Origin of the sequence: Sphingomonas elodea ATCC 31461 (assembly GCF_000226955.1) — a bacterium.
Lineage (GTDB): Bacteria > Pseudomonadota > Alphaproteobacteria > Sphingomonadales > Sphingomonadaceae > Sphingomonas > Sphingomonas elodea.
On record NZ_AGFU01000036.1, the window covers coordinates 1 to 19,430 of the forward strand.

Below are 19,430 nucleotides of genomic sequence, written 5' to 3' on the forward strand. Positions count from 1 at the left end.
GTCCGGCTCTATCTCGACGGCAAGCAGGTCGGCGAGGGCGCGCTGAACGGCGAGGCGGTGGACGCGCGGCTGGCGCTGGCGCCCGTCGTGGCCGGCCAGGCGCATTTCGGCGGCTCGCTGGTGCAGGCGCAGCTGCGCGGCGTGGCGCTGGGTGCGACCGAAGTACAGGGCGAGGCGGCCAGCCCGCCGGCGTTCGAGCTGGTCCAGATGTGGCGCGTCGGCGTGGGCTGGGACCTGCAGAAGACCGCCAATATCGGTATGACGCGCCAGCAGGATCCCTGGACGCTGCCGCAGAGCGCCACTGCCTACACCCCGCCGGTCGCCAAGCCGGTGCCGGCGCTGCCGAGCCTCGCGCCCGCAGGTCCGCTGCGCTGGCAGATCAACGGCTGGCAGCTCGCCGCCGCCCCCGGCGTGCCCGCCGATGGCGGCACGCTCTCGCGCCCCGGCAAGCCCGAAGGCACCTGGTATGCCGCGACCGTGCCGGGCACGGTGCTGACCACGCTGGTCGATCGCGGCGTGTACCCCGATCCCTATTACGGCCTCAACAACCTCAAGATCCCCGAGAGCCTGGCCCGGCAGGACTATTGGTACCGCACCAGCTTCACCGTGCCGGCCGAGGCCGCGGGCAAGCGGCTGACGCTGGTGTTCGGCGGCATCAACTATGCCTCGGAAGTGTGGGTCAACGGCCAGCGCCAGGGGGGGACGCGCGGCGCCTTCATCCGCGGCCAGTTCGAGATCGTGCCTGCCGCCGGCGAGAATGTCATTGCCGTCCGTGTCTCGCCGCCGCCGCATCCGGGCATCCCGCACGAACAGTCGATCAAGGCCGGCGTCGGCGAGAATGGCGGCCAGCTCGCCATCGACGGCCCCACTTTCGTCGCGACCGAGGGCTGGGACTGGATCCCCGGCATCCGCGATCGCAACACCGGCATCTGGCGCCCGGTCGAGCTGGTCGCGACTGGCGACGTCAAGATCGGCGACCCGCACGTCGTGACCGACCTGCCGCTGCCGCGCACCGACAGCGCGGACGTGTACATCACCGTGCCGTTCGAGAACCGCGCCGCCACCGCCCAGCCGGTGACGATCCGCGCCGCGTTCGACGATGTCGTGGTCGAGAAGACCGTCACCGCGGCGCCGGGCAAGGGCGAGGTGCGCTTCACGCCCACCGAATTCCGCCAGCTCACCGTGCGCGACCCGAAGCTGTGGTGGCCGAACGGCTATGGCGATCCGGCGCTGCACGACCTGAAGATCGAGCTCGCCGCGAACGGCCAGCCGAGCGACACCAGGGCGCTCCGCTTCGGCATCCGCGAGGTGAGCTACGACCTGTCGCTGTTCGACCATGTCGGCCAACTGCGCCGGGTGAACCTGCAGCTCACCGACGGATCGCTCGCCGGCCAGCAGCTGATCGACGTGCGCCACGAGGCGCTCAAGCAGAGCCCCACCGGCTGGGCGGAATCGCTCACCCCCGCGGGCGAGACCTCCAAGGCGGTCACCGCCATCCCCGAGGAGACGCTGCCCGAGCCGCATCTGGTGATCCGCGTCAACGGCGTGAAGATCGCCGCGCGCGGCGGCAACTGGGGCATGGACGATGCGATGAAGCAGGTCAGCCGCGAGCGGCTCGCCCCCTATTTTCGCCTCCAGCGCGAGGCGCACATGAACATCATCCGCAACTGGATGGGCAACAACGACGAAGAGGAATTCTTCGAGCTCGCCGACGAGAACGGCATGATGGTGCTCAACGATTTCTGGCAGTCGACCCAGAATTTCCAGGTAGAGCCGGACGATGCCGCATTGTTCCTGGCGAACGCCCGCGACACGGTGGCGCGCTATCGCAACCACCCCTCGATCGTGGTGTGGTTCGGTCGCAACGAGGGCGTGCCCTACCCCACCCTCAACGAGGGGCTGGACCAGCTGATCCGCGAGCTGGACGGCACCCGCTGGTACACCGGCAGCTCGAACGTGGTGAACCTGCAAGGCTCGGGGCCGTACAACTACCGCGCGCCGGTCGGCTATTTCACCGATCTCGCCACCGGCTTCTCGGTGGAGACCGGCACGCCGTCGCTCTCCACGCTGGAATCGGTGGCGGCGACCATGCCGGCCAAGGATCGCTGGCCGCTCTCCGACACGCTGGCCTATCACGACTGGCATTTCGGTGGGAACGGCGACAGCAAGACGTTCATGGCCGCGCTGACCACGATGTTCGGCCAGCCGCTCAGCTTCGAGGATTTCGAGCGCAAGGCGCAGATGATGAACCTCGAGACGCACAAGGCGATGTTCGAGGGGTTCCTGGGCCATCTCTGGACCAAGAACAGCGGCCGCCTGCTGTGGATGACGCATCCGGCCTGGCCGTCGAACACCTGGCAGATCTACAGCTGGGACTATGACACCCAGGCCTCCTATTACGGCGCCAAGAACGCCGTGGAGCCGGTGCACATCCAGCTCAACCTGCCGGACAACCAGCTGGTGGTGCTCAACACCACGCGCGACGACCAGCGCGGCCTGACCGCCAAGACCCGTGTCGTCAGCCTCGACAATGTCCAGCTGTTCGCGCGCACCGACAAGGTGGATGCCAAGGCCAATCGCGTCACCACCCTCGATGCCGTGCCGCTGGACCGGCTCTATGCGGCCAGCCCGATGCTGCTCGTCGAGCTGACGCTGAGCGACGCCAAGGGCGCGGTGGTCTCGCGCAACTTCTACTGGCGCGGCCGCGACGACACCGCCTATCGCGCGCTGGAAAGCCTGGCCTCGGTGCCGCTCGACGTGCAGGCGAGCAGCCCCAAGGTCGAGGGCGAGGACAAGGCGATCAGCGTGACCGTCGCCAACAAGGGCACGGTGCCGGTGCTGAACGCCAAGTTCACGCTGGTCGATGCCGAGGGCAAGCGCATCCTGCCGGCCTATTACAGCGACAATTATATCTCGCTGCTCCCCGGCCAGCACCGCGTGCTGAGCGTGCGCTACCCGGCGGGAGTCACGGCGGCGCCGCACCTCACGGTGCGCGGCTGGAACGTCAACGCCGCCACAGTGGCGGCGACGGGGAAGTAGCGCGGCGCGCTTCCCCCGAACCGTCATCCCGGCGAAAGCCGGGATCCATTCGCCTCTCGCGATCGGCAGAAGGCGATACGGTGCCCCCAATGGATTCCGGCTTTCGCCGGAATGACGGCTGCGGTCGGCGGGCCCTAACGCCCCGCTGACCGCAGGTCCGCCGGCGTGCTGCCCGAGGCGAGGAACAGCGCGACGCTGTCGGCCAGCCGCGCGCCCTTGGCCTGGACCAGCTGCACCGAGGCCTGCGACGCCGCCGAGGCCGCGTTGAGCAGCTGCAGCGTGCCCAGCGCACCCAGCTCCACCTGCCGGCGCGTCATCGCCAGCGTGCGGCTCGCCGCCGCATCGGCGCGCGCGGCGGCATCGAGCGCCTCGGCATCGGTGCGCAGCCCCGCAATCGCATCGTCGACGTCGAGGAACGCCTGCAGCGCCGTCGCGCGGTACTGCGCCTTGGCCTCGTCCAGCGCCGCTTCCGCCGCGCGCTGCTGGTGCTTCAGCTGGCCGGCATGGAAGATCGGCTGGGTCACCCCGCCCAGGATCGAGAAGAACGGATTGCCGTCCTTGAACATGTCGAGGAAGCGCGTCGCCGATCCGCCGGCATTGCCGGTGAGCGTGACCGAGGGCAGCCGGGCGGCGATCGCCGAACCGACGTCCGCCGCCGCCCCCTGCACCTGCGCTTCCGCCGCACGCACGTCCGGACGGGCGGCCACGATGTCCGCCGGCAGCGCGAGCGGCAGGCTGGCCGGCAGCTGCAGCTCGGCGAGGCTCGGCAGATCGGCGGCGGTGCCCGGCGCCTGGCCGGTGAGCGTCGCGATCAGCCCGGCCTGGTGCCGTGCCTGGCGCTCCAGCGGCGGCAGCGTCGCCTCGATGGTGGCGAGGACGGTCTGCTGCGCGCCCACATCGGCCTCGCCGATGTCGCCGAGCGCACGGCGCTTTTCGAGCAGCGTCACCAGGTCGCGATTGTCGCGGATCGCCGCCTGGGTCGCGTCGATCTCGGCCTGGAGCGCGGCATGCTGGATCACCGCCAGCACCAGATTGGCGATGACGGTCGCCTGCGCCGCGTGCAGCCGGTGCGCCGCCACCGCCGCCGCCGCCCGCGCCGAGCGCAGCTTGTTGCGACCCGCGCCGAACAGGTCGAGCGGATAGGCGACGGTCAGCTGCGCGGTGTGCAGCGTGTAGAGATAGTCGTTCTGGTCGGCGAGCGGGCCGGACAGCGCCTTGGAAATCCGCGTGCGCTGCGCCTGATAGTTCGCATCCACCTGCGGCCCGATGCTGCCCGAGGCCGCCCGCGACAGTTCCTGCGCCTGGCGCAGGTTCGCTTCGGCGGCGGCGAGATCGTTGTTGTGGGCGAGCGCCTGCGTGACCAGCGCATCGAGCTGCGCGCTGCCGAAGCCCTGCCACCAGTTCGGCACCAGCGCCGCGCCGGCGACCAGCTGCTGCGCCCCGCCGCTGGCCGGGGCGATCGTTCCCGGCGCCTGGGCGGGGGGCAGGGGCACGGGGTTGGAAAGGTCGTGCGGGCCGACCGTGCAGCCGGCCAGCAGGACGAGCGGGATCAGCGAATACCGGCGCATCATGCCTGCTCCATCGGGGTGCCGTCGGCGTGGTGGCGACGGACGGTGTGGCCATGCGCGCCGCGGTGGCGCGAGAACTTCAGGATCAGCGGCGGCAGCACCAACAGGATCAGGAGCGGGGCGAGCGTCATGCCGCCCACCACCACCAGCGCCAGCGGCTTCTGCACCTGGCTGCCGATGCCGGTGGAGATCGCCGCGGGCAGCAGGCCGATCGCCGCGACCAGGCAGGTCATGATCACCGGCCGCAGCGAATGCTGCACCGTCGCCGCCATCGCGGTTTCGCGATCCATGTCCTCGTTGACGTTCTGGTTGAACGTGCTGACGACGAGGATCCCGTCCATCACCGCGATGCCGAACAGGGCGACGAAGCCGATCGCCGCGGAAATGCTGAACGGGGTGCCGGTCAGCGCCAGCGCCAGCACGCCGCCCACCAGCGCCATCGGGATGACGCTGAACGCCAGCAGCGTGTCGCGGATCGAGCCGAAATTGGCGAACAGCAGCACCAGGATCAGCACCAGGCTGATCGGCACCACCACTTCCAGCCGGTTGACAGCGTTGGTCAGGTTGCCCAGCTCGCCCGCCCATTCGAGATGATAGCCCGGCGGCAGCTGGACATGCTGGGCGATGCGCGCCTGCGCCTCGGCGATGGTGCTGCCAAGATCGCGCCCGCGGACGCTGAACTTGATCGGCACATAGCGTTCCTGATGCTCGCGATAGATGAACGAGGCGCCGGAGGTGAGCTTCACCTGCGCCACTTCGGACAGCGGCACCTGGATCAGGCCGTTCCCGGTCGGCGACGGCGCGCCGATCTGGATGCGGCGGATCGATTCGATGTCGTCGCGCTGCGCCTTGTCCAGCCGCACCACGATCGGGAAGTGCCGGTCGGTCGACTTCTCGTACAGGTCGCCGCTCGACTGGCCGCCGATCGCCGCGGCGACGGTCGAATTGATGTCGTCCGGCGTCAGGCCGTAGCGGGCGGCGGCGGCGCGATCGACGTCGATCCGCACCGTCGGCTGACCGAGCGAATCGGAAATGCCGAGATCGGCGACGCCCTTCACCTGCGCCATCTGCCCCTTGATCTGGTTGGCGATCGATTCGAGCGTCTCGAGATCGCTGCCATAGATCTTGAGCGAGTTGGAGCTCTTCACCCCCGACGATGCCTCTTCGACATTGTCCTGGATGTATTGCGAGAATTCGAACTCGACGCCCGGATATTTCGCCTGGAGCTTGGCCTGCAGCTCGGCGGTGAGCTTCTCCTTGGTCACCCCCGCGGGCCATTCCTTGGCGGGCTTCAGCGGCGTGTAGAACTCGGCGTTGAAGAAGCCGGTGGGATCGGTGCCATCGTCCGGCCGGCCATGGGTCGAGACGACGCGGTCCACCTCCGGATAGCCGGCGATGATCTTGCGGATGCCGTTCACCGCATCCTCGCCCGCCTCGAGCGAGATCGACGCGGGCAGGCTGGCGCGGATGTAGAGATTGCCCTCCTCCAGATGCGGCAGGAACTCGACGCCCAGCACGCGGATGGTGGCGAAGGAACCGATCACCAGCAGCCCGGCGAGCCCGAAGGTGAGCAGCCGGTTGGCCATGGTGAAGGAAATCGCCGGCTCCAGCACGCGGCGGATCTGGCGCACCACCCAGGTATCGACCTCCTTGAGCTTGTCCGGCAGCAGCAGCGCGGCGAGGACCGGCGAGACGGTGAACGCCGCGAGCAGGCCGCCGGCGATGGCATAGGCATAGGTCTTCGCCATCGGGCCGAAGATATGCCCCTCCACGCCGGTCAGCGTGAACAGCGGCAGGAAGCTGGCGATGATGATCGCGGCGGCGAAGAAGATGCCGCGGCTGACGTCGCTGGACGCATGCAGGATCGCCGAGAAGCGATTGGCGGGGGTGGCATGGATCCGCCCCTCGCTGATCGCCTGCGAACGATCGGCGAGCCGCCGGTAGATCGCCTCCACCATGATCACCGCCGCGTCGACGACGAGGCCGAAATCGAGCGCGCCCAGCGACAAGAGGTTCGCCGATTCGCCCTGGATCACCAGGATCAGCACCGCGACCGAGAGGGCGAAGGGAATCGTGATCGCCACGATCAGCGCGCTGCGCAGGTCGCCGAGGAACAGATATTGCAGCGCGAAGATCAGGACGACGCCGACCAGCAGGTTATCCATCACCGTATGGGTAGTGACCGAAATCAGGTCCGAACGGTCGTAGATCCGCTCGATCTTCACCCCCGGCGGCAGGATGCCGCTGGTGTTAATCGTCTCGATCTCTTCCTTGACGCGGTTGATCGTCGGCAGCGACTGGGCGCCGCGCTGCATCAGCACGATGCCCATGACGATGTCGTCGTCCTGGCCCTCGCCCGCCACGCCCAGGCGCGGGAGATTGCCGATCTTCACTTGCCCCACGTCGCGCAGCAGCACCGGCGTGGTGCCGGCGGTGCCGACCAGCACGTTGTTGATCGCGTCGACCGACTGGATCAGGCCGACGCCGCGGACGATCGCCGCCTGCTCGCCGAAATTGACCGTCTGGCCGCCGACGTTCGAATCGCTCTTGCCGATGGCGGCCAGCACCTGCGGCACGGTGATGCCGTGCGCGGTCAGCTTGTCGCGATCGAGCTGGACCTCGTAGGAGCGCAGCTTGCCGCCCCAGCCGGTCACGTCGATCACGCCGGGGATGCGCTTGAAGCGGCGCTGGAGCACCCAGTCCTGGATGGTCTTGAGGTCCATCACCGAATAGCCGCTGGGGCCGCTCAGCCGGTAGCGATAGATTTCGCCGATCGGGCTGGTCGGCGAGATCAGCGGCTGGGCGTTGTTGGGCAGGGTGCCGAGCTGCGACAGGCGGCCGAGCACCATCTGCTGGGCCTGTTCGTGCGTCACGTCGTAGCTGAACTGGATCTTCACGTCGGACAGGCCGAACAGCGAGATCGAGCGCACCGCCGTCAGGTGCGGCAGGCCGGCGATCGCCACCTCGATCGGGGTGGTGACGTTGCGCTCCATCTCCTCGGCGGAGATGCCGTCGCTCTGCGTCACCAGCTCCACCATCGGCGGCACCGGATCGGGATAGGCCTCGATGTTGAGGTTGAGGAAGCCGAGCACGCCCGCCGCGATCATGCCGATCAGCAGGGTTAGCACCAGCATCCGCTGGCGCAGCGCCATTTCGACGAGGCGGTTCATTCGCCGAGTCCCGCCTCGTTGACGAACAGCGCCCCCTTGGCGACGATCCGGTCGCCGGGCTTCAGGCCGCTCAGCACGCGCGTCAGGCCGCTATCGGTCTGGCCGATCTGGACGGTGCGCCCATAGAGCAGGCCGTCGCTGGCGCGGACCCAGACGCGCGCGGTATCGCCCTCATGGATCACCGACACCGCGGGCACCAGCACGCCCTGGCCGTTGTCGACCGGACGGCGGATCGTGAAGGCGGCGAACATCTGCGGCTTGAGCAGCCCGCCCGGATTGGCGATCGTCGCGCGCACCGGCAGGCGGTGCGTGGCGGGATCGAGCCCGGCGGCGACATTGTCGATCGTCGCGGTGAATTCCTGGCCGGGCAGCGCCGGCGTGGTGACGACGACCTGGTCGCCGACGCGGATGCTCGCCGCCTCGCTCTCGGCGAGCTGGGCGACCAGCCAGACGCGGGCGGGATCGGTGATCGTCATCAGCGGCGTCGCGCTGCCGCTGCTCAGGAACTGGCCCGGCGCGACGTTGCGATCGGCGATGATGCCCGAAACCGGCGCGCGATAGACGGTATAGGCGGACGTGCCGGCGCCCTCGGTCCGGCCGAACAGCTGCAGCCGATCCTGCGCGGCGCGCTGGGCGGAGTCGGCCTGGCGGGCCGCGGACTGGGCGGCAACGAAATCGGCCTGGGCCTGGAGATAGTCCTTCATCGCGCCGCCGGCGGTCTCGGTGATCGCCTTCTGGCGGGCGAGATTGCCCTGCGCGATGCGCAGCGCCTCGGCGGCGCTGGCGCGCTGGGCGCTCGCGGCGAGCAGGGTGTTGCGCGCGTCGATCAGCTCGGGCGAGGCGATGCGGAGCAGCGGCTGGCCGCGCGTCACGCGCTGGCCGGGCTCGACCAGCACCTGCAGCACCTGGCCGGAAAAGGGCAGCACGATCGGGGTGCTGTGGTCGCCGTCCGCCTGGATCGAACCGCTCGCGCGGACCAGCTCGACATTGCTGCCCCCCTGCACGGTCACGAACTGGAGCTGCGCCAGCTGCTGCTGGGTGGGGCGGAAGGCGCCCGGCGGCAGCGGCGTCTCCTGCACCGGCTTGGGTGCGAGCATCGCCTGCACCGCGTAACCGAGAATCAGGATCGCGAGTACCGCGATGACGACGAGGCCGAGCAGCATCGCTTGCGCGCGCGGCAGGAGCCGTCGGGCTTCAGGGAGGCTGGGGGCTTGTTCCGAGTGTCCAGTCACGCTTTTCCCTTCACGGGTGCAATATAGCAGACACACATTGCGTTGCGGTCTATGCTGCAGTGCGCCACTAACGACGGCGGCTGACAGGAAGCTTACGGGATGCCCTTTTCATGCGCGTGCTGATGGTCGAGGACGACCTGCCACTGGCGCAGGCGCTCGGCGAAGCGCTGAAGCGCCGCGGCATCCTCAGCGACCTGACGGGGCGCATCGACGATGCGCGGCAGATGATCGAGACTGCGCACTATGCCGCGATCCTGCTCGATCTGGGCCTGCCCGATGGCGACGGCCTCAGCCTGGTGCGGTGGCTGCGGGGGAAGAACAATCCGATCCCGGTCATCGCTGTGACGGCACGCAGTGCGCAGGAGGCCAAGATCGCCGGTCTCAACGCGGGCGCGGACGACTATGTCGTCAAGCCGTTCGACGTCGACGAGCTGGCCGCGCGTCTGAACGCGGTGATGCGTCGGCAGGGTACGCTCGCCGGGGCCGAGCTGCGCTTCGGCAACCTGCGCTTCGACACCGTCTCGGGCGACCTCGTGGTCGGCGATGCGCCGGTGGTGCTTACCGCCCGCGAGCGCCAGTTTGCCGCGCTGTTGCTCCGCCGTTTCGGCCAGGTGGTGAGCAAGCAGTTGGCGGAGGACCAGCTATACGGCCTGAGCGAGCCGGTCGGGTCGAACGCGCTCGAAGTGCAGGCCTATCGCCTCCGCCGCAAGCTGGAGGCGGCCGGCGCGACCGTCCGGATCGAGACGATCCGGGGCGTCGGCTACATCCTGCGCGAGGGCGCCGCCGCCTGATCCCGGCCGGGCATGGCGAGGGCGACGCCGCTCGGCTACACCCACTTCATGAAATTCTGGCCGCGCTCGCTGATCGCCCGCATCCTGCTGATCGAACTCGGCGCGATCGCGGTCGCCGCCATCGCCCTGCCGATGCTGCTGACGTCCTTCCTGCGCACCGAGGCGAGCCGCTACGAGCAACGCACGCTGGAAAGCCAAGCGCAGGCGATCGCTGGCAGTATCCGCGCCGGATCGGCGGGGCCGATTGTCCGGCTGGATCCGGGCATCGCCGGCATCTACGCCTCCCCCTATGACGGGCGCGCCTTCGTCGTCGCCGATGCCGCGGGGCGCACGCTTGCAGGCAGCCCGGAGGCGGATCTCGTCCCCTGGCGCCAGGCACCGCGTACCACGCACCGCGCCTCCTTCCGCGCCGGCGCCTTTGTCGGCGTCAGCTTGCCGGTGCGGGCTGGCGCCCACCGCGTCTGGGTGATCGTCACCCAGGATCGCACCGGCCCGGGTGCGATCCTCGACGACGTGGTGCGCGGCTTCATCCGGCGCTACGATCCGGTGCTCGTCTCGATCCTCCTGCTGCTGCCGCTGATCAACAGCGCGCTGATCGCCCGGCTGGTGTTCGCGGTGCGCGCCGCCTCACAGCAGGCGGCCGGGATCGGCTCGCACAATCTCGACCTACGGTTGGAGGAAGCCGGGCTGCCGCTGGAGGTCGCCCCCCTCGCGCGCGCGACCAACGAGCTGCTGGTGCGGCTGCAGACGAGCTTCCGCAACCAGGCCGCCTTCGTCGCCGATGTCGCGCACGAGCTGCGCACGCCGCTGGCGGTGCACCGGGTCGAACTCGAGGCCGTCGAGGATCCGGTCGTGCGCGCCCGGCTGCGCGAGTCGGCCGACCGGCTCGGCCATGTCATCGCGCAGCTGCAGGACCTCGCCACGTTGGAGGTGATTGCGGAGGACCGGTTCGAGACCTTCGACGCCCGTCTGCTGGCGCAGGAAACGATCGGGCTGCACGCCCCCCAGATCCTCACGGCGGGGGACGACATCGCGCTCGACGCCGCCCCCGATCCGGTCCTGGTCCGCGGCAACCGGGTGCTGGCCGGGCTCGCCCTCGCCAACCTGATCACCAACGCCAGCCGCCACACGCCGCCGGGCACCGCGATCGAGGTGCTGGTCGCCGCCGATGGCGTGCTGCTGGTGCGGGACAACGGACCCGGCATTGCCGGCACCGACCCGCAGGCGGCGACCCAGCGCTATTGGCGCGCGGACCACCAGCGTGCCGACGGTGCCGGGCTGGGCCTCGCCATCGTCCGCCGGATCATGGAGGTGCACCAGGGCCGGCTGACCGTGCAGAGCCGCGCGGGGGAAGGCACCTGCGTCTCGCTGCGCTTTCCGCTCGTGGGCGATGCGGCGCCTACCAGCCGGTCGTGATGCCGATCCGCAGGTTGCGCGGCCGCAGCGGCGTCAGCTGGTCGCGCAGACCGAGGCTGAACGGGTTGCCATAGGCGAACTGGTTGGCGCGCCGGTCGGTCAGGTTGGCGAGCGTCACGCTCAGTTCCGCCTTGCCGATCCGCAGCGCGGCGAAGGCATCGGCGGTCCAGTAGCGCCCCTGGCTGACGTCGAGGAAGTCGCCCGTGCCGAGTACCGACCGGCCGATGTAATCGGCCGAGACACCGATGCGGGGCTGGAGCGCGGCATGCTCCCAGGCATAGGCGAGCCCGGCATGGGCAGCGAAGGGCGGCGTCTCCGGCAGGCGCCGGTTGTTGCGCCGGGAGAGATCGGCAATGGGGCCGCGCACGCGATTGGCGGTGAACAGGAACGATGCCTGCGCGCGCAGGCCGCGCAGCGGAATCCAGTCCAGATTCCCCTCCACCGCGAGCAGGTTCGCGCTGCCGATATTGGCGGTGTAGGGCTGGCCGCGCTGGGTGATCAGGTCCGCCTGCACATCCTCCCAGCGCGCGCCGGAGACGCTGCCGGACGCAGCCAGGCCGGTTTCGCCGCTTCGGAGCTTGCGGATCCCCGCCTCGACGACGGTGATCGCGTCCGGCTTGTAGTCGGCGACCCGGCCGATGCCCGGCGCGACGGCGAGACCGCCCGTGCGGTACCCGGTCTGGAACCGGGCGAACAGCGCCACCTCGCTCGCGATCCGCCACGAGGCGGCGATGGTCGGGTCGAAGCGGCGGGTCAGCCGGCCACGCACGAAGTTCGACGCGCGCGGGGTGGCGGAAGGATCGCCATCCGTACGCGCCGAGGTGTAGCGCCCGCCCGCCGTCACCGAGAAGTTGCTCGCCAGCGCGAAGGTCCCCTCGCCGAAGGCCGAGGCGGCGTTGGTCACGTTGGTGACGCCGATCACGCTCACGTCGATGCCCGGCTGGCTGTAACTGCGCGCGAGGATGTCGCGGTCGCTGATCACGGTGAAGCCCGCCACCCAGCTGTTGCCGTTGGGCAGCGAGCGCGACAGCCGCGATTCCGTCGTCACCAGTTCCTTGTCGTGATTCGCGCGGTACAGGGTCAGCGGGCCGATTACCCTTCCGCGCGCGTTGCGCGGCGTCGCGTCGAAGGTCTCGCGAGTCGTGTAGCCGGTGATGCCGCTCGCCGAGACGAAGCGCAGGCCGCTGTCCCAGTCCTTGGTCACCACCAGGCGGCCGAACAGCAGCGTGTTCTCGAATGGCTGCGCGGCGAGCGTGCGCCGGGCGAGCACGCCCTCGATCCGCTCGGCATATTGGCCGTCGCGCGCCTGGATCCACTGGCCGGCGCCGCTCGCCTCGACCTGCCAGCCGTCCCCCGGCGCGATCCGCAGGGCCGCGCGGGCGCCGGCGGTGTCGCTGCGGTTGACGTTCGCGCGGCCGCGGTCGACGTCGCGCAGATAACCGCCGTCGCGGATGCTATATCCCACCACTCGCAACCCCGCCCGATCGCGCAGCAGCGGCAGATTGACCATGCCCGCCAGGTCGAAGCCGGGCTCCGCACCGCTGGTGGCCGTGACGCCCGCCGTCGCCGCGGTGGCGACATGCTGCAGGTCGACGGGGTTGGAGGTCAGCCGGATCACCCCGCCGATCGCGCCCGATCCGTACAGCGTGCCCTGCGGCCCTTCGAGCACTTCCACGCTCGCCATGTCGTACAGCCGCAGCCCCGGTTCGGGGCCCGAATAGTTGAGCTGCACGTCGTCGAGATAGACGCTGGTCGGCGACTGGGTGCTGCCGTTGAAGCTGCTGTCGGCGATGCCGCGGATGAAGACCTTGTTGCGTCCCGCGCCGAGCTGGGTGCTCTGGAGGATCGGCACCTGATGCGCCACGTCGCTCAGCGTGCCGGTGGCGGATGCGGGCGTCGCGGTCGCGCCGGGCAGGCTGGTGATGCTGCCCGGATAGCGCAGAAGGGTGATGCGCTGCTTGCTGGCCGTGACGATGATCTCCGGGCCCTCCACCGGCGCTCGCGGGTCGATCGCAGCCGGCGCCGGTCGCGGGGCGGGACGCGCCACCGGCGCCGCCTTCGCCCGCTCGATCCGGTAGCCGCCGCCGCTCAGCCGGCGGGCCCGATAGCCCGATCCGCGCAGCAGGCGGGCGAGCGCCGAGGCGACATCCAGCCGGCCCTCGATGGCCGGCGTGCGGATCGATCGCAGGCCGGAATCGGTGCTGACGATGTCGACACTCGCTTGTCGCGCGAGCAGGCCGATCGCCTGGTCGAGCGTGGCGGCCGGGATGCGGAGGGACGCGCGTTGGGCGCACAACGGGGTGGCAGGCAGGACGAGAAGAAGCGCGAGCGCGACGCTAGCGCGCGCTGTCCCCCTGCTCCGCCAAAATCCACCGTCCCGCTTCACGTCGCCAGTGCGCCCCGATCAATTCGGCCAGGCGAGGAACATCGCGGTCGGCAACGCCCGTCAGATGGACGACGCCGGTAAATGGCCTTTCCGACAAACCGCCCTCCAGGGCGATCTGCGTGCCGTAAAGCCGTTTCAGCGTGCTCGCAACCTCACCCAAGGGTTGCCCCGTGAAGCTGAGATGCCCGGAACGCCATCCGCCGACCAGCCCCGGCGCGATCCGGCTGCGCACGAGCGCGCTGCCATCCTCGCGGGCGGAGAGCGCATCGCCGGGGCGGAGCGTGACGGAGGTGCCGCCGGGCTCGAACGCCACGGCCCCTTCGGAAACGGCGACCGAGAGCCGCCCCTCGCCATGCGCCACATTGAACACGGTACCCAGATCACGCACCGCCACGCCGCCGACGCGCAGCGTGAAAGCCTGCGCGGCATCGTGGCGGACGTGGAACAGCGCCTCGCCGCGATCGAGCGTGGCGACGCGCGGATTGGCGCGATCGAGCGTCAGCCGGGTGCCGCCGCTCAGCTCGATGCGGGTACCGTCGCCGAGCGCGACGGTGCGGCGCTCGCCGTCGCGGGTCGCGACCTCATAGGCCTGGCCGCGAGGCTGGATCGCGGGAAGCAGCGCCAGTGCGACCGCCGCCGCCGCCGACGCGCCGCCGCCGATCCACCAGCGCATGCGGCGCGGCGCAGGCTGATTGTCGTTGCCCGCCGCCGCGACCGGCTCGGGAAAGCGCACCTCGTCCAGCAGGCGATCGGCTGTCGCGACGCGATCATAGGCCGCGGCATGGGCAGGGCTCGCCTCGAGCCATCCGATGAAGTCGACCCAGCTGGACTCATCGCCCTCCGCCAGCCGCAGCTGCCAGGCAATCGCCATCTCGGTCGCGTCTGCCGTTTCAACCTGCACGGTCGGAACCCCTTTCCCTATCCAGACGACGCGGCCCCGTAGAATCCCCACCTTCGGAATCGAGCCGGTCCTGAATTTTTCGGTAGGCGCGTTGCAGCAGCTTCTCGACGCCGCTCACGCTGATGCCCAGATGCTCGGCGATGGCGCGCTGCGGGCGCTCCTCCAGCCGGAACATCCGGAGAGCGGTGGCCATGCGCTCCGGCATCTCGGCGATGGCCGTTTCCACTGCCTGCCATTCGCTGCGCGCCGCCATGGTGCGCTCGGCATCGGGCAGATCCTCCGCACGCGGCTGGATTTCCACCCACCCGGCATCGCGCGCGCCGCGCCGGCCGGTAGCGATCCGCCGGTCCGTCGCCAGATTGGCGGCCACCCGGTAGAGAAAGGCCGCCGGCTGGGCGATCGGCTGCTCGGCGAGCTGGTCGATGCGCAGCCACATGTCCTGCAGCGCATCCTCGGCATCGTCGCGACTGCCGAGCCGCGCGACGAGCAGCCGCAGCAGCATGGGCCGCTGCGCCAGGAACACCGCCTTCAGCCCGCCCTCGCTCACTGCCGTCCGTTCTCCTGCGGAGTCAGGCGGGAAATGCCAGCCCCTCGGCAGCAGCCATGTCGGCGATCGGCAGTCGGTGCAAGGCTTTAGCTTCACGAATGCGCGCTTCGGCAATGGCGTCGCCAACGCGTTCGCCGGCGCCGGGATGGCACATCACCAGATGGGCGATGCCCGGCCGGCGCAGGAAATGCCGAAACAGGCCTTCGTACTCGCGACGGAAATCATAATGGCCGGCAAAGCCATTGTTGGTCCGCAGGCCGAGCGCCGCGGCGGCCCCCCGCAGGCCGCGACAGTGCCAGGCGCTGCCGATCGCCTTGCCGACGAACGGCCGGCGCAGCAGCGCGCCCGGCGCGTCGACACAGTCCCGCACCCAGGCACGCGGCGCACGACCCGCGGTCTCCGCCAGCACCAGGTCGCGGATACCCGGCAGGGCATGGGCATGCTGGTGCCCGTCGACAAAGTCCGGCGGACGGCGGAGCGCCGAGAAGAACGCATCGAACTGCGCGACGATCTCGATCGCGATCTCGTCCAGGGGCACGCGCCACTTGGTGGCGGCGCGCGCCAGCGGATCAATCCGCGGCATCCGGCCGTCCGGCGCGAAGCGGCGCATCGTGGTGCGCGGCCGCTCTTCGGTCAGCGTGACGTGCAGACCCACCTCGACATGGGCGGGCAGATCGGCGAGCAGCCTTGCATCCAGCGCCCACCCCGGCATCACGGTCATGCAGCTGATCGCGTTGATCTTTCCGGCATGGGCCAGCCCGACGATCACCTCGCTGATCGCGGGGGAATAGGCGAAGTCGTCAGAGCAGAGAATGAGACGGGACAAGAACAGGTCCTTCGAGATGCTGATACTGACGCTCGCGGATGCGGTTGCTGAGCAACCGGCGACGCTGCAGCCGCCGCGCGAGAAAACGATAGAAGAACCAGTCGCCGGCGATGGGCGCGGCGGCCGAGTAGAGCAGCCGCTCCAGCAGCGTCCAGCGGATCGAATCCCGGTCGCGCTCGCGGAGCGACGGCATGCACCACATCGCGCTGGAATAGCCCATCCGCCCCTGGCGCATGACCCGGTGGATCACCTCGTGATCCTCCAGCACGAAGTTCCATCGCGCGGCGTCGAAGCCGCCGGCTGCGCGGAGTGCGCGGGTGCAAAAGGCCTGGCCCGCGCCGCCGGCATGGCACTGGCGCGGCAGCAGCCGGGCGGCGGCGAGGAAGCGCGCGGCCTCCGTCACCCGGGCGGGCTCGCTGATGCCGTCGGGCACGAAATAGGCGCCCGCCACCACATGCCCCGGGCGCGACAGGATCGCCTGCGCCGCCGCCAGATAGTGCGGGGGGTAAAGCGTATCGGCGTCGCAGGTCGCGGTCCAGCGGGTCCGGACCCAGGCGAGCCCGGTGCGCAGCGCGGCGACCTTTCCGGGCGTCCGTTCGGTCAGCAGCAGATAGTCGAGCTTGTACGCGCGCGCCGCCGCCTCGGCGACCGCCGCGCTGTCGTCGGTCGAGCCATTGTCGACCAGCACCAGCGTGAAGCGCACCGTCTGGCAGGCCAGGCTCTCGATCGTCGCGGCGACATAGTCGCGCTCGTTGAAGAACGGGATCACCACCGTCCAGCCCGGACTTGCGCCCTGCGGGCCCTGGTCGAACGGGTCTTTCGAAAGGTCGAGAAACATGGCTGCGGACATCCCATCGAGTCGAATGGGTGCGGGGGGTCGATGCCGGAACCGCGCCTGGCGGCACTACCCTGCCGCCGGCTGGCCCCGGGCCCAACCGTTCCTCCCCACCCGTTCCAATGACGACGCATCGGCGCCTGACCCGCACCTCGATTTCGCAAAATTTTCCGAAAGCTTACCGGGCGTTCGACGGACGATGCGGATCTGCCGATCCGCACCGCGCATCGCGAAAATATCCTGCATGACTAGGCACCTAGCGCTGGCTAGATGGCCCCCCGTGGAAGATCGGGATGCCATATCCGCGCCGGGCAGGGGTTCGCCCGTGCGTCGCGACGCTCTTGCCCTGCTGCTGCTCGTGCTGCTGGCGATCGCGCTGCGCGCGCATGATTTCGGCAACCCGGTCATCCATGTCGACGAGCAATATTATCTGCTGGTCGGCGACCGGATGCTGCACGGCGCGCGGCCCTATATCGATTTCTGGGACCGCAAGCCGCTGGGATTGTTCCTGCTGTTCGAGGGCATGCGGCTGCTGCCCGGCGACGGCATCCTCGCCTATCAATGGACCGCGACGCTGTTCGCCGCCGCGACCGCCGGGCTGATCGCGCTTTCCGCCCGCCGGCTGGGCGCCCGCCCGCTCGGCGCCGGGGCGGCGGCGAGCGCCTATCTGCTGTGGCTGGGGTTCCTGAGCGGGCGAGGTGGCCAGTCGCCGGTCTTCTACAACCTGTTCATGGCGGCCGCCGGCTGGGCGATGCTGCGCCTGCCCGACCTGGCAGGACGGGGCGACCGCCGCGCGATCGTGCGGCAGGGGATGGCCGTGTGCCTGCTCGCCGGCCTAGCGATCCAGACCAAATATACGCCGGCGGTGGAGGGGGCGTTCTTCGGACTCGCCCATCTCCGCTACCTCCACCGCGCCGGCGCGCGCCTGCCGCTGCTCGGCGCCGCGGCGCTCGGCTGGGCGCTGCTGGGGCTGGTGCCGACCCTCGCCGCCATCGCCTGGTACCATGCGCTGGGTGCCGAGGCGTTCGCGCAGTTCTGGTTCTCCAACTTCGCCTCGGTGGCGCTTCGCCGCGGCTATCCCGCCGCCAAGATCGCCGGGCGGCTGGCGGGAACGGCGGCTCAGCTTTCCCCGTTCCTCGTCTGCGCGGCGCTCGGCTGGCGCACGCGTCCTGCCGGGCGGAACGGCGAGCATGCGCTGGCCTTTGGCTGGCTCGCCGCCGCGCTGGTCGGCTATGCGATGATCGGCGCCTTCTTCGATCACTACGCGCTGCCGCTGCTGGTGCCGCTGGCGATCATCGCCGCCCCCGCGCTCGGCCGCAGCCGCACCGCGCGGACCGGCAGCGCCCTCGCCGCGGCGATCCTGTTCGCCTTCCACTGGGGCAGCGAGCCCGACGATCGCCGCTCGGCACAGGCGGTGGCGGCGGTCATGGCCGATCATGCCGGCCAGGGCTGCGCCTATGTCTTTGCCGGCGACTCGATCCTCTACCATCTGTCCGGCAGCTGCGTGCCGACCGCCTATGCCTTCCCCTCGACGCTGGCTTATGCGGCCGAGCAGGGTGCGACCGGCATCGACGAAGCGGCCGAGGTCCGGCGGATCATGGGCACCCGCCCGCCGGTCGTCGTGACGATGGACCAGCCGCTCGCCCCCTGGAACCGCGAGAGCCTGACGGTGATGGCGCCGCTGCTCGCCCGCGACTACCGCCTGGCGCTGATCGAGCCGCGCGAGGACAGCCACGAACTCGTCTATGTCCGCCGCGATCTGGCGCGCTAGGGGTTTACACGGAGGCTCGGCTTCGGCTTGGGTAGGCGCACGTAGAAGCGAAGAGGTTCCGATGAAGCGCATCCTGTTGGTGGTCTTGGCCGCGATCGTGCTGGTCGGAGGCGCCGCCTTCGCCTTCACCCGGGGCAAGGCGAGCGGCATTCCCGTCACGCGCGCCGTCGCCGTCGCCACGCTGCCGCACGATAGCGGCGCCTTCACCGAAGGCCTCTTCTTCGAGAAGGGCGCGATGTACGAGAGCACCGGCCAGGTGGGCGAATCGGTCATCCGCAAGGTCGATCCCGCCACCGGCAAGGTGCAGCAGGAAACCTCGCTCCCCGCCCCCTATTTCGGCGAGGGCATCGTCGCATGGGGCGACAAGCTGTTCCAGCTGACCTGGCAGGACAAGACCGGCTTCGTCTACGGCCTCGACACGTTCGAGCCGCGCGGCACCTTCTCCTATACCGGCGAGGGCTGGAGCCTGACCCGCAACGACAAGGGCATCATCATGAGCGACGGCACGCCCGTGCTGCGCTTCCTCGATCCGAACACGATGCAGGTCACCTCCACGCTGCGGGTGACCGCCAATGGCTGCCCGCTCGCCAATCTCAACGAGCTGGAATGGGTCGACGGGCAGATCTACGCGAACATCTGGCAGACCAACCTGATCGCCAAGATCGATCCGGCCACCGGCAAGGTCACCGGCTTTCTCGACGTGAGCGACCTGGGGCCGAAGGACCGCGGCACCGACAATGTCGCCAACGGCATCGCCTATGATGCGCCGACCAAGCGGCTGTTCGTCACCGGCAAGCGCTGGCCGCAGCTCTATCAGGTCAAGGAAGGCGATGCGCTGCCCAAGTCGGCCGAGGCATCGAAGCTGACCAGCTGCAGCGGCCAGAACTAAGAATACGAATGCAATGGCCGCGGGCGGATTGCGCCGCCCGCGTGCCGCTCTACTCCCGG

General features: G+C 69.8%; 13 protein-coding genes. 5 read left to right on the plus strand and 8 right to left on the minus strand.

Features of this window, described 5'->3' with window-relative positions; translation table 11 throughout:
* A partial coding sequence (locus tag KK7_RS0111360; protein ID WP_010544770.1) for a glycoside hydrolase family 2 protein occupies nucleotides 1-3,039 on the plus strand: 3,039 nt, incomplete at its 5' end.
* Nucleotides 3,040-3,173: 134 nt separating this feature from the next.
* Here the strand turns inward: KK7_RS0111360 and KK7_RS0111365 are convergent.
* The 3 genes from KK7_RS0111365 to KK7_RS0111375 are packed head-to-tail and all read right to left on the minus strand — an operon-like array spanning nucleotide 3,174 to nucleotide 8,940.
* Entirely contained in the window at nucleotides 3,174-4,607 is a 1,434-nt protein-coding gene (locus KK7_RS0111365; RefSeq protein WP_010544771.1) for an efflux transporter outer membrane subunit, read from the minus strand.
* Nucleotides 4,607-7,777, minus strand: a complete 3,171-nt coding sequence (locus tag KK7_RS0111370) for an efflux RND transporter permease subunit (protein ID WP_010544772.1) — start codon at nucleotides 7,775-7,777, stop codon at nucleotides 4,607-4,609. Before KK7_RS0111370 ends, KK7_RS0111365 begins: the two co-directional genes overlap by 1 nt.
* The gene (locus tag KK7_RS0111375; protein WP_010544773.1) at nucleotides 7,774-8,940 is read right to left on the minus strand and encodes an efflux RND transporter periplasmic adaptor subunit; all 1,167 of its coding nucleotides are present in this window, start codon (nucleotides 8,938-8,940) and stop codon (nucleotides 7,774-7,776) included. The genes KK7_RS0111370 and KK7_RS0111375 overlap by 4 nt, the downstream gene beginning before the upstream one ends.
* A gap of 179 nt (nucleotides 8,941-9,119) precedes the next feature.
* Here KK7_RS0111375 and KK7_RS0111380 point away from each other — a divergent pair, with 179 nt between their 5' ends.
* Together KK7_RS0111380 and KK7_RS0111385 are read left to right on the plus strand one after the other, a co-directional pair.
* The gene (locus KK7_RS0111380) at nucleotides 9,120-9,800 is read left to right on the plus strand and encodes a response regulator transcription factor (RefSeq protein ID WP_010544774.1); all 681 of its coding nucleotides are present in this window, start codon (nucleotides 9,120-9,122) and stop codon (nucleotides 9,798-9,800) included.
* Between the two features lie 48 nt (nucleotides 9,801-9,848).
* A complete protein-coding gene (locus KK7_RS0111385) occupies nucleotides 9,849-11,216 on the plus strand; it encodes a sensor histidine kinase (protein WP_040598447.1) in 1,368 nt (455 codons plus the stop codon).
* Here the strand turns inward: KK7_RS0111385 and KK7_RS0111390 are convergent.
* Genes KK7_RS0111390 through KK7_RS0111410 form a run of 5 tightly spaced genes read right to left on the minus strand, consistent with a single transcriptional unit; the run spans nucleotide 11,200 to nucleotide 16,714 of the window.
* Nucleotides 11,200-13,512: a TonB-dependent receptor gene (locus KK7_RS0111390; protein ID WP_010544776.1), complete on the minus strand. Its 2,313-nt coding sequence runs from the start codon at nucleotides 13,510-13,512 to the stop codon at nucleotides 11,200-11,202. The genes KK7_RS0111385 and KK7_RS0111390 overlap by 17 nt on opposite strands.
* Before the next feature lie 40 nt (nucleotides 13,513-13,552).
* A complete protein-coding gene (locus KK7_RS0111395; protein WP_010544777.1) occupies nucleotides 13,553-14,503 on the minus strand; it encodes a FecR family protein in 951 nt (316 codons plus the stop codon).
* Nucleotides 14,493-15,050, minus strand: a complete 558-nt coding sequence (locus KK7_RS0111400) for an RNA polymerase sigma factor (protein WP_010544778.1) — start codon at nucleotides 15,048-15,050, stop codon at nucleotides 14,493-14,495. Before KK7_RS0111400 ends, KK7_RS0111395 begins: the two co-directional genes overlap by 11 nt.
* Before the next feature lie 22 nt (nucleotides 15,051-15,072).
* On the minus strand, nucleotides 15,073-15,876 hold the full coding sequence (locus tag KK7_RS0111405; RefSeq protein WP_010544779.1) for a ChbG/HpnK family deacetylase: 804 nt from the start codon (nucleotides 15,874-15,876) through the stop codon (nucleotides 15,073-15,075).
* A complete protein-coding gene (locus KK7_RS0111410; protein WP_010544780.1) occupies nucleotides 15,851-16,714 on the minus strand; it encodes a glycosyltransferase family 2 protein in 864 nt (287 codons plus the stop codon). Before KK7_RS0111410 ends, KK7_RS0111405 begins: the two co-directional genes overlap by 26 nt.
* A gap of 322 nt (nucleotides 16,715-17,036) precedes the next feature.
* On the opposite strand from KK7_RS0111410, the gene KK7_RS0111415 reads away from it, so the two are divergent.
* Both KK7_RS0111415 and KK7_RS0111420 read left to right on the plus strand, forming a co-directional pair.
* On the plus strand, nucleotides 17,037-18,482 hold the full coding sequence (locus tag KK7_RS0111415; RefSeq protein ID WP_010544781.1) for a hypothetical protein: 1,446 nt from the start codon (nucleotides 17,037-17,039) through the stop codon (nucleotides 18,480-18,482).
* A gap of 61 nt (nucleotides 18,483-18,543) precedes the next feature.
* Nucleotides 18,544-19,371, plus strand: coding sequence for a glutaminyl-peptide cyclotransferase (locus KK7_RS0111420; RefSeq protein ID WP_010544782.1), 828 nt, complete (start codon nucleotides 18,544-18,546; stop codon nucleotides 19,369-19,371).
* The last annotated feature ends 59 nt before the right edge of the window (nucleotides 19,372-19,430 follow it).

What these genes read in the sequence shown, in the direction of transcription:
- KK7_RS0111365 (WP_010544771.1), bottom strand. Translation starts at nt 4,607, where the DNA reads ATGCGCCGGTATTCGCTGATCCCGCTCGTCCTGCTGGCCGGCTGCACG.
- KK7_RS0111370 (WP_010544772.1), bottom strand. Translation starts at nt 7,777, where the DNA reads ATGAACCGCCTCGTCGAAATGGCGCTGCGCCAGCGGATGCTGGTGCTA.
- KK7_RS0111375 (WP_010544773.1), bottom strand. Translation starts at nt 8,940, where the DNA reads ATGCTGCTCGGCCTCGTCGTCATCGCGGTACTCGCGATCCTGATTCTC.
- KK7_RS0111380 (WP_010544774.1), top strand. Translation starts at nt 9,120, where the DNA reads ATGCGCGTGCTGATGGTCGAGGACGACCTGCCACTGGCGCAGGCGCTC.
- KK7_RS0111385 (WP_040598447.1), top strand. Translation starts at nt 9,849, where the DNA reads ATGAAATTCTGGCCGCGCTCGCTGATCGCCCGCATCCTGCTGATCGAA.
- KK7_RS0111410 (WP_010544780.1), bottom strand. Translation starts at nt 16,714, where the DNA reads ATGTTTCTCGACCTTTCGAAAGACCCGTTCGACCAGGGCCCGCAGGGC.
- KK7_RS0111420 (WP_010544782.1), top strand. Translation starts at nt 18,544, where the DNA reads ATGAAGCGCATCCTGTTGGTGGTCTTGGCCGCGATCGTGCTGGTCGGA.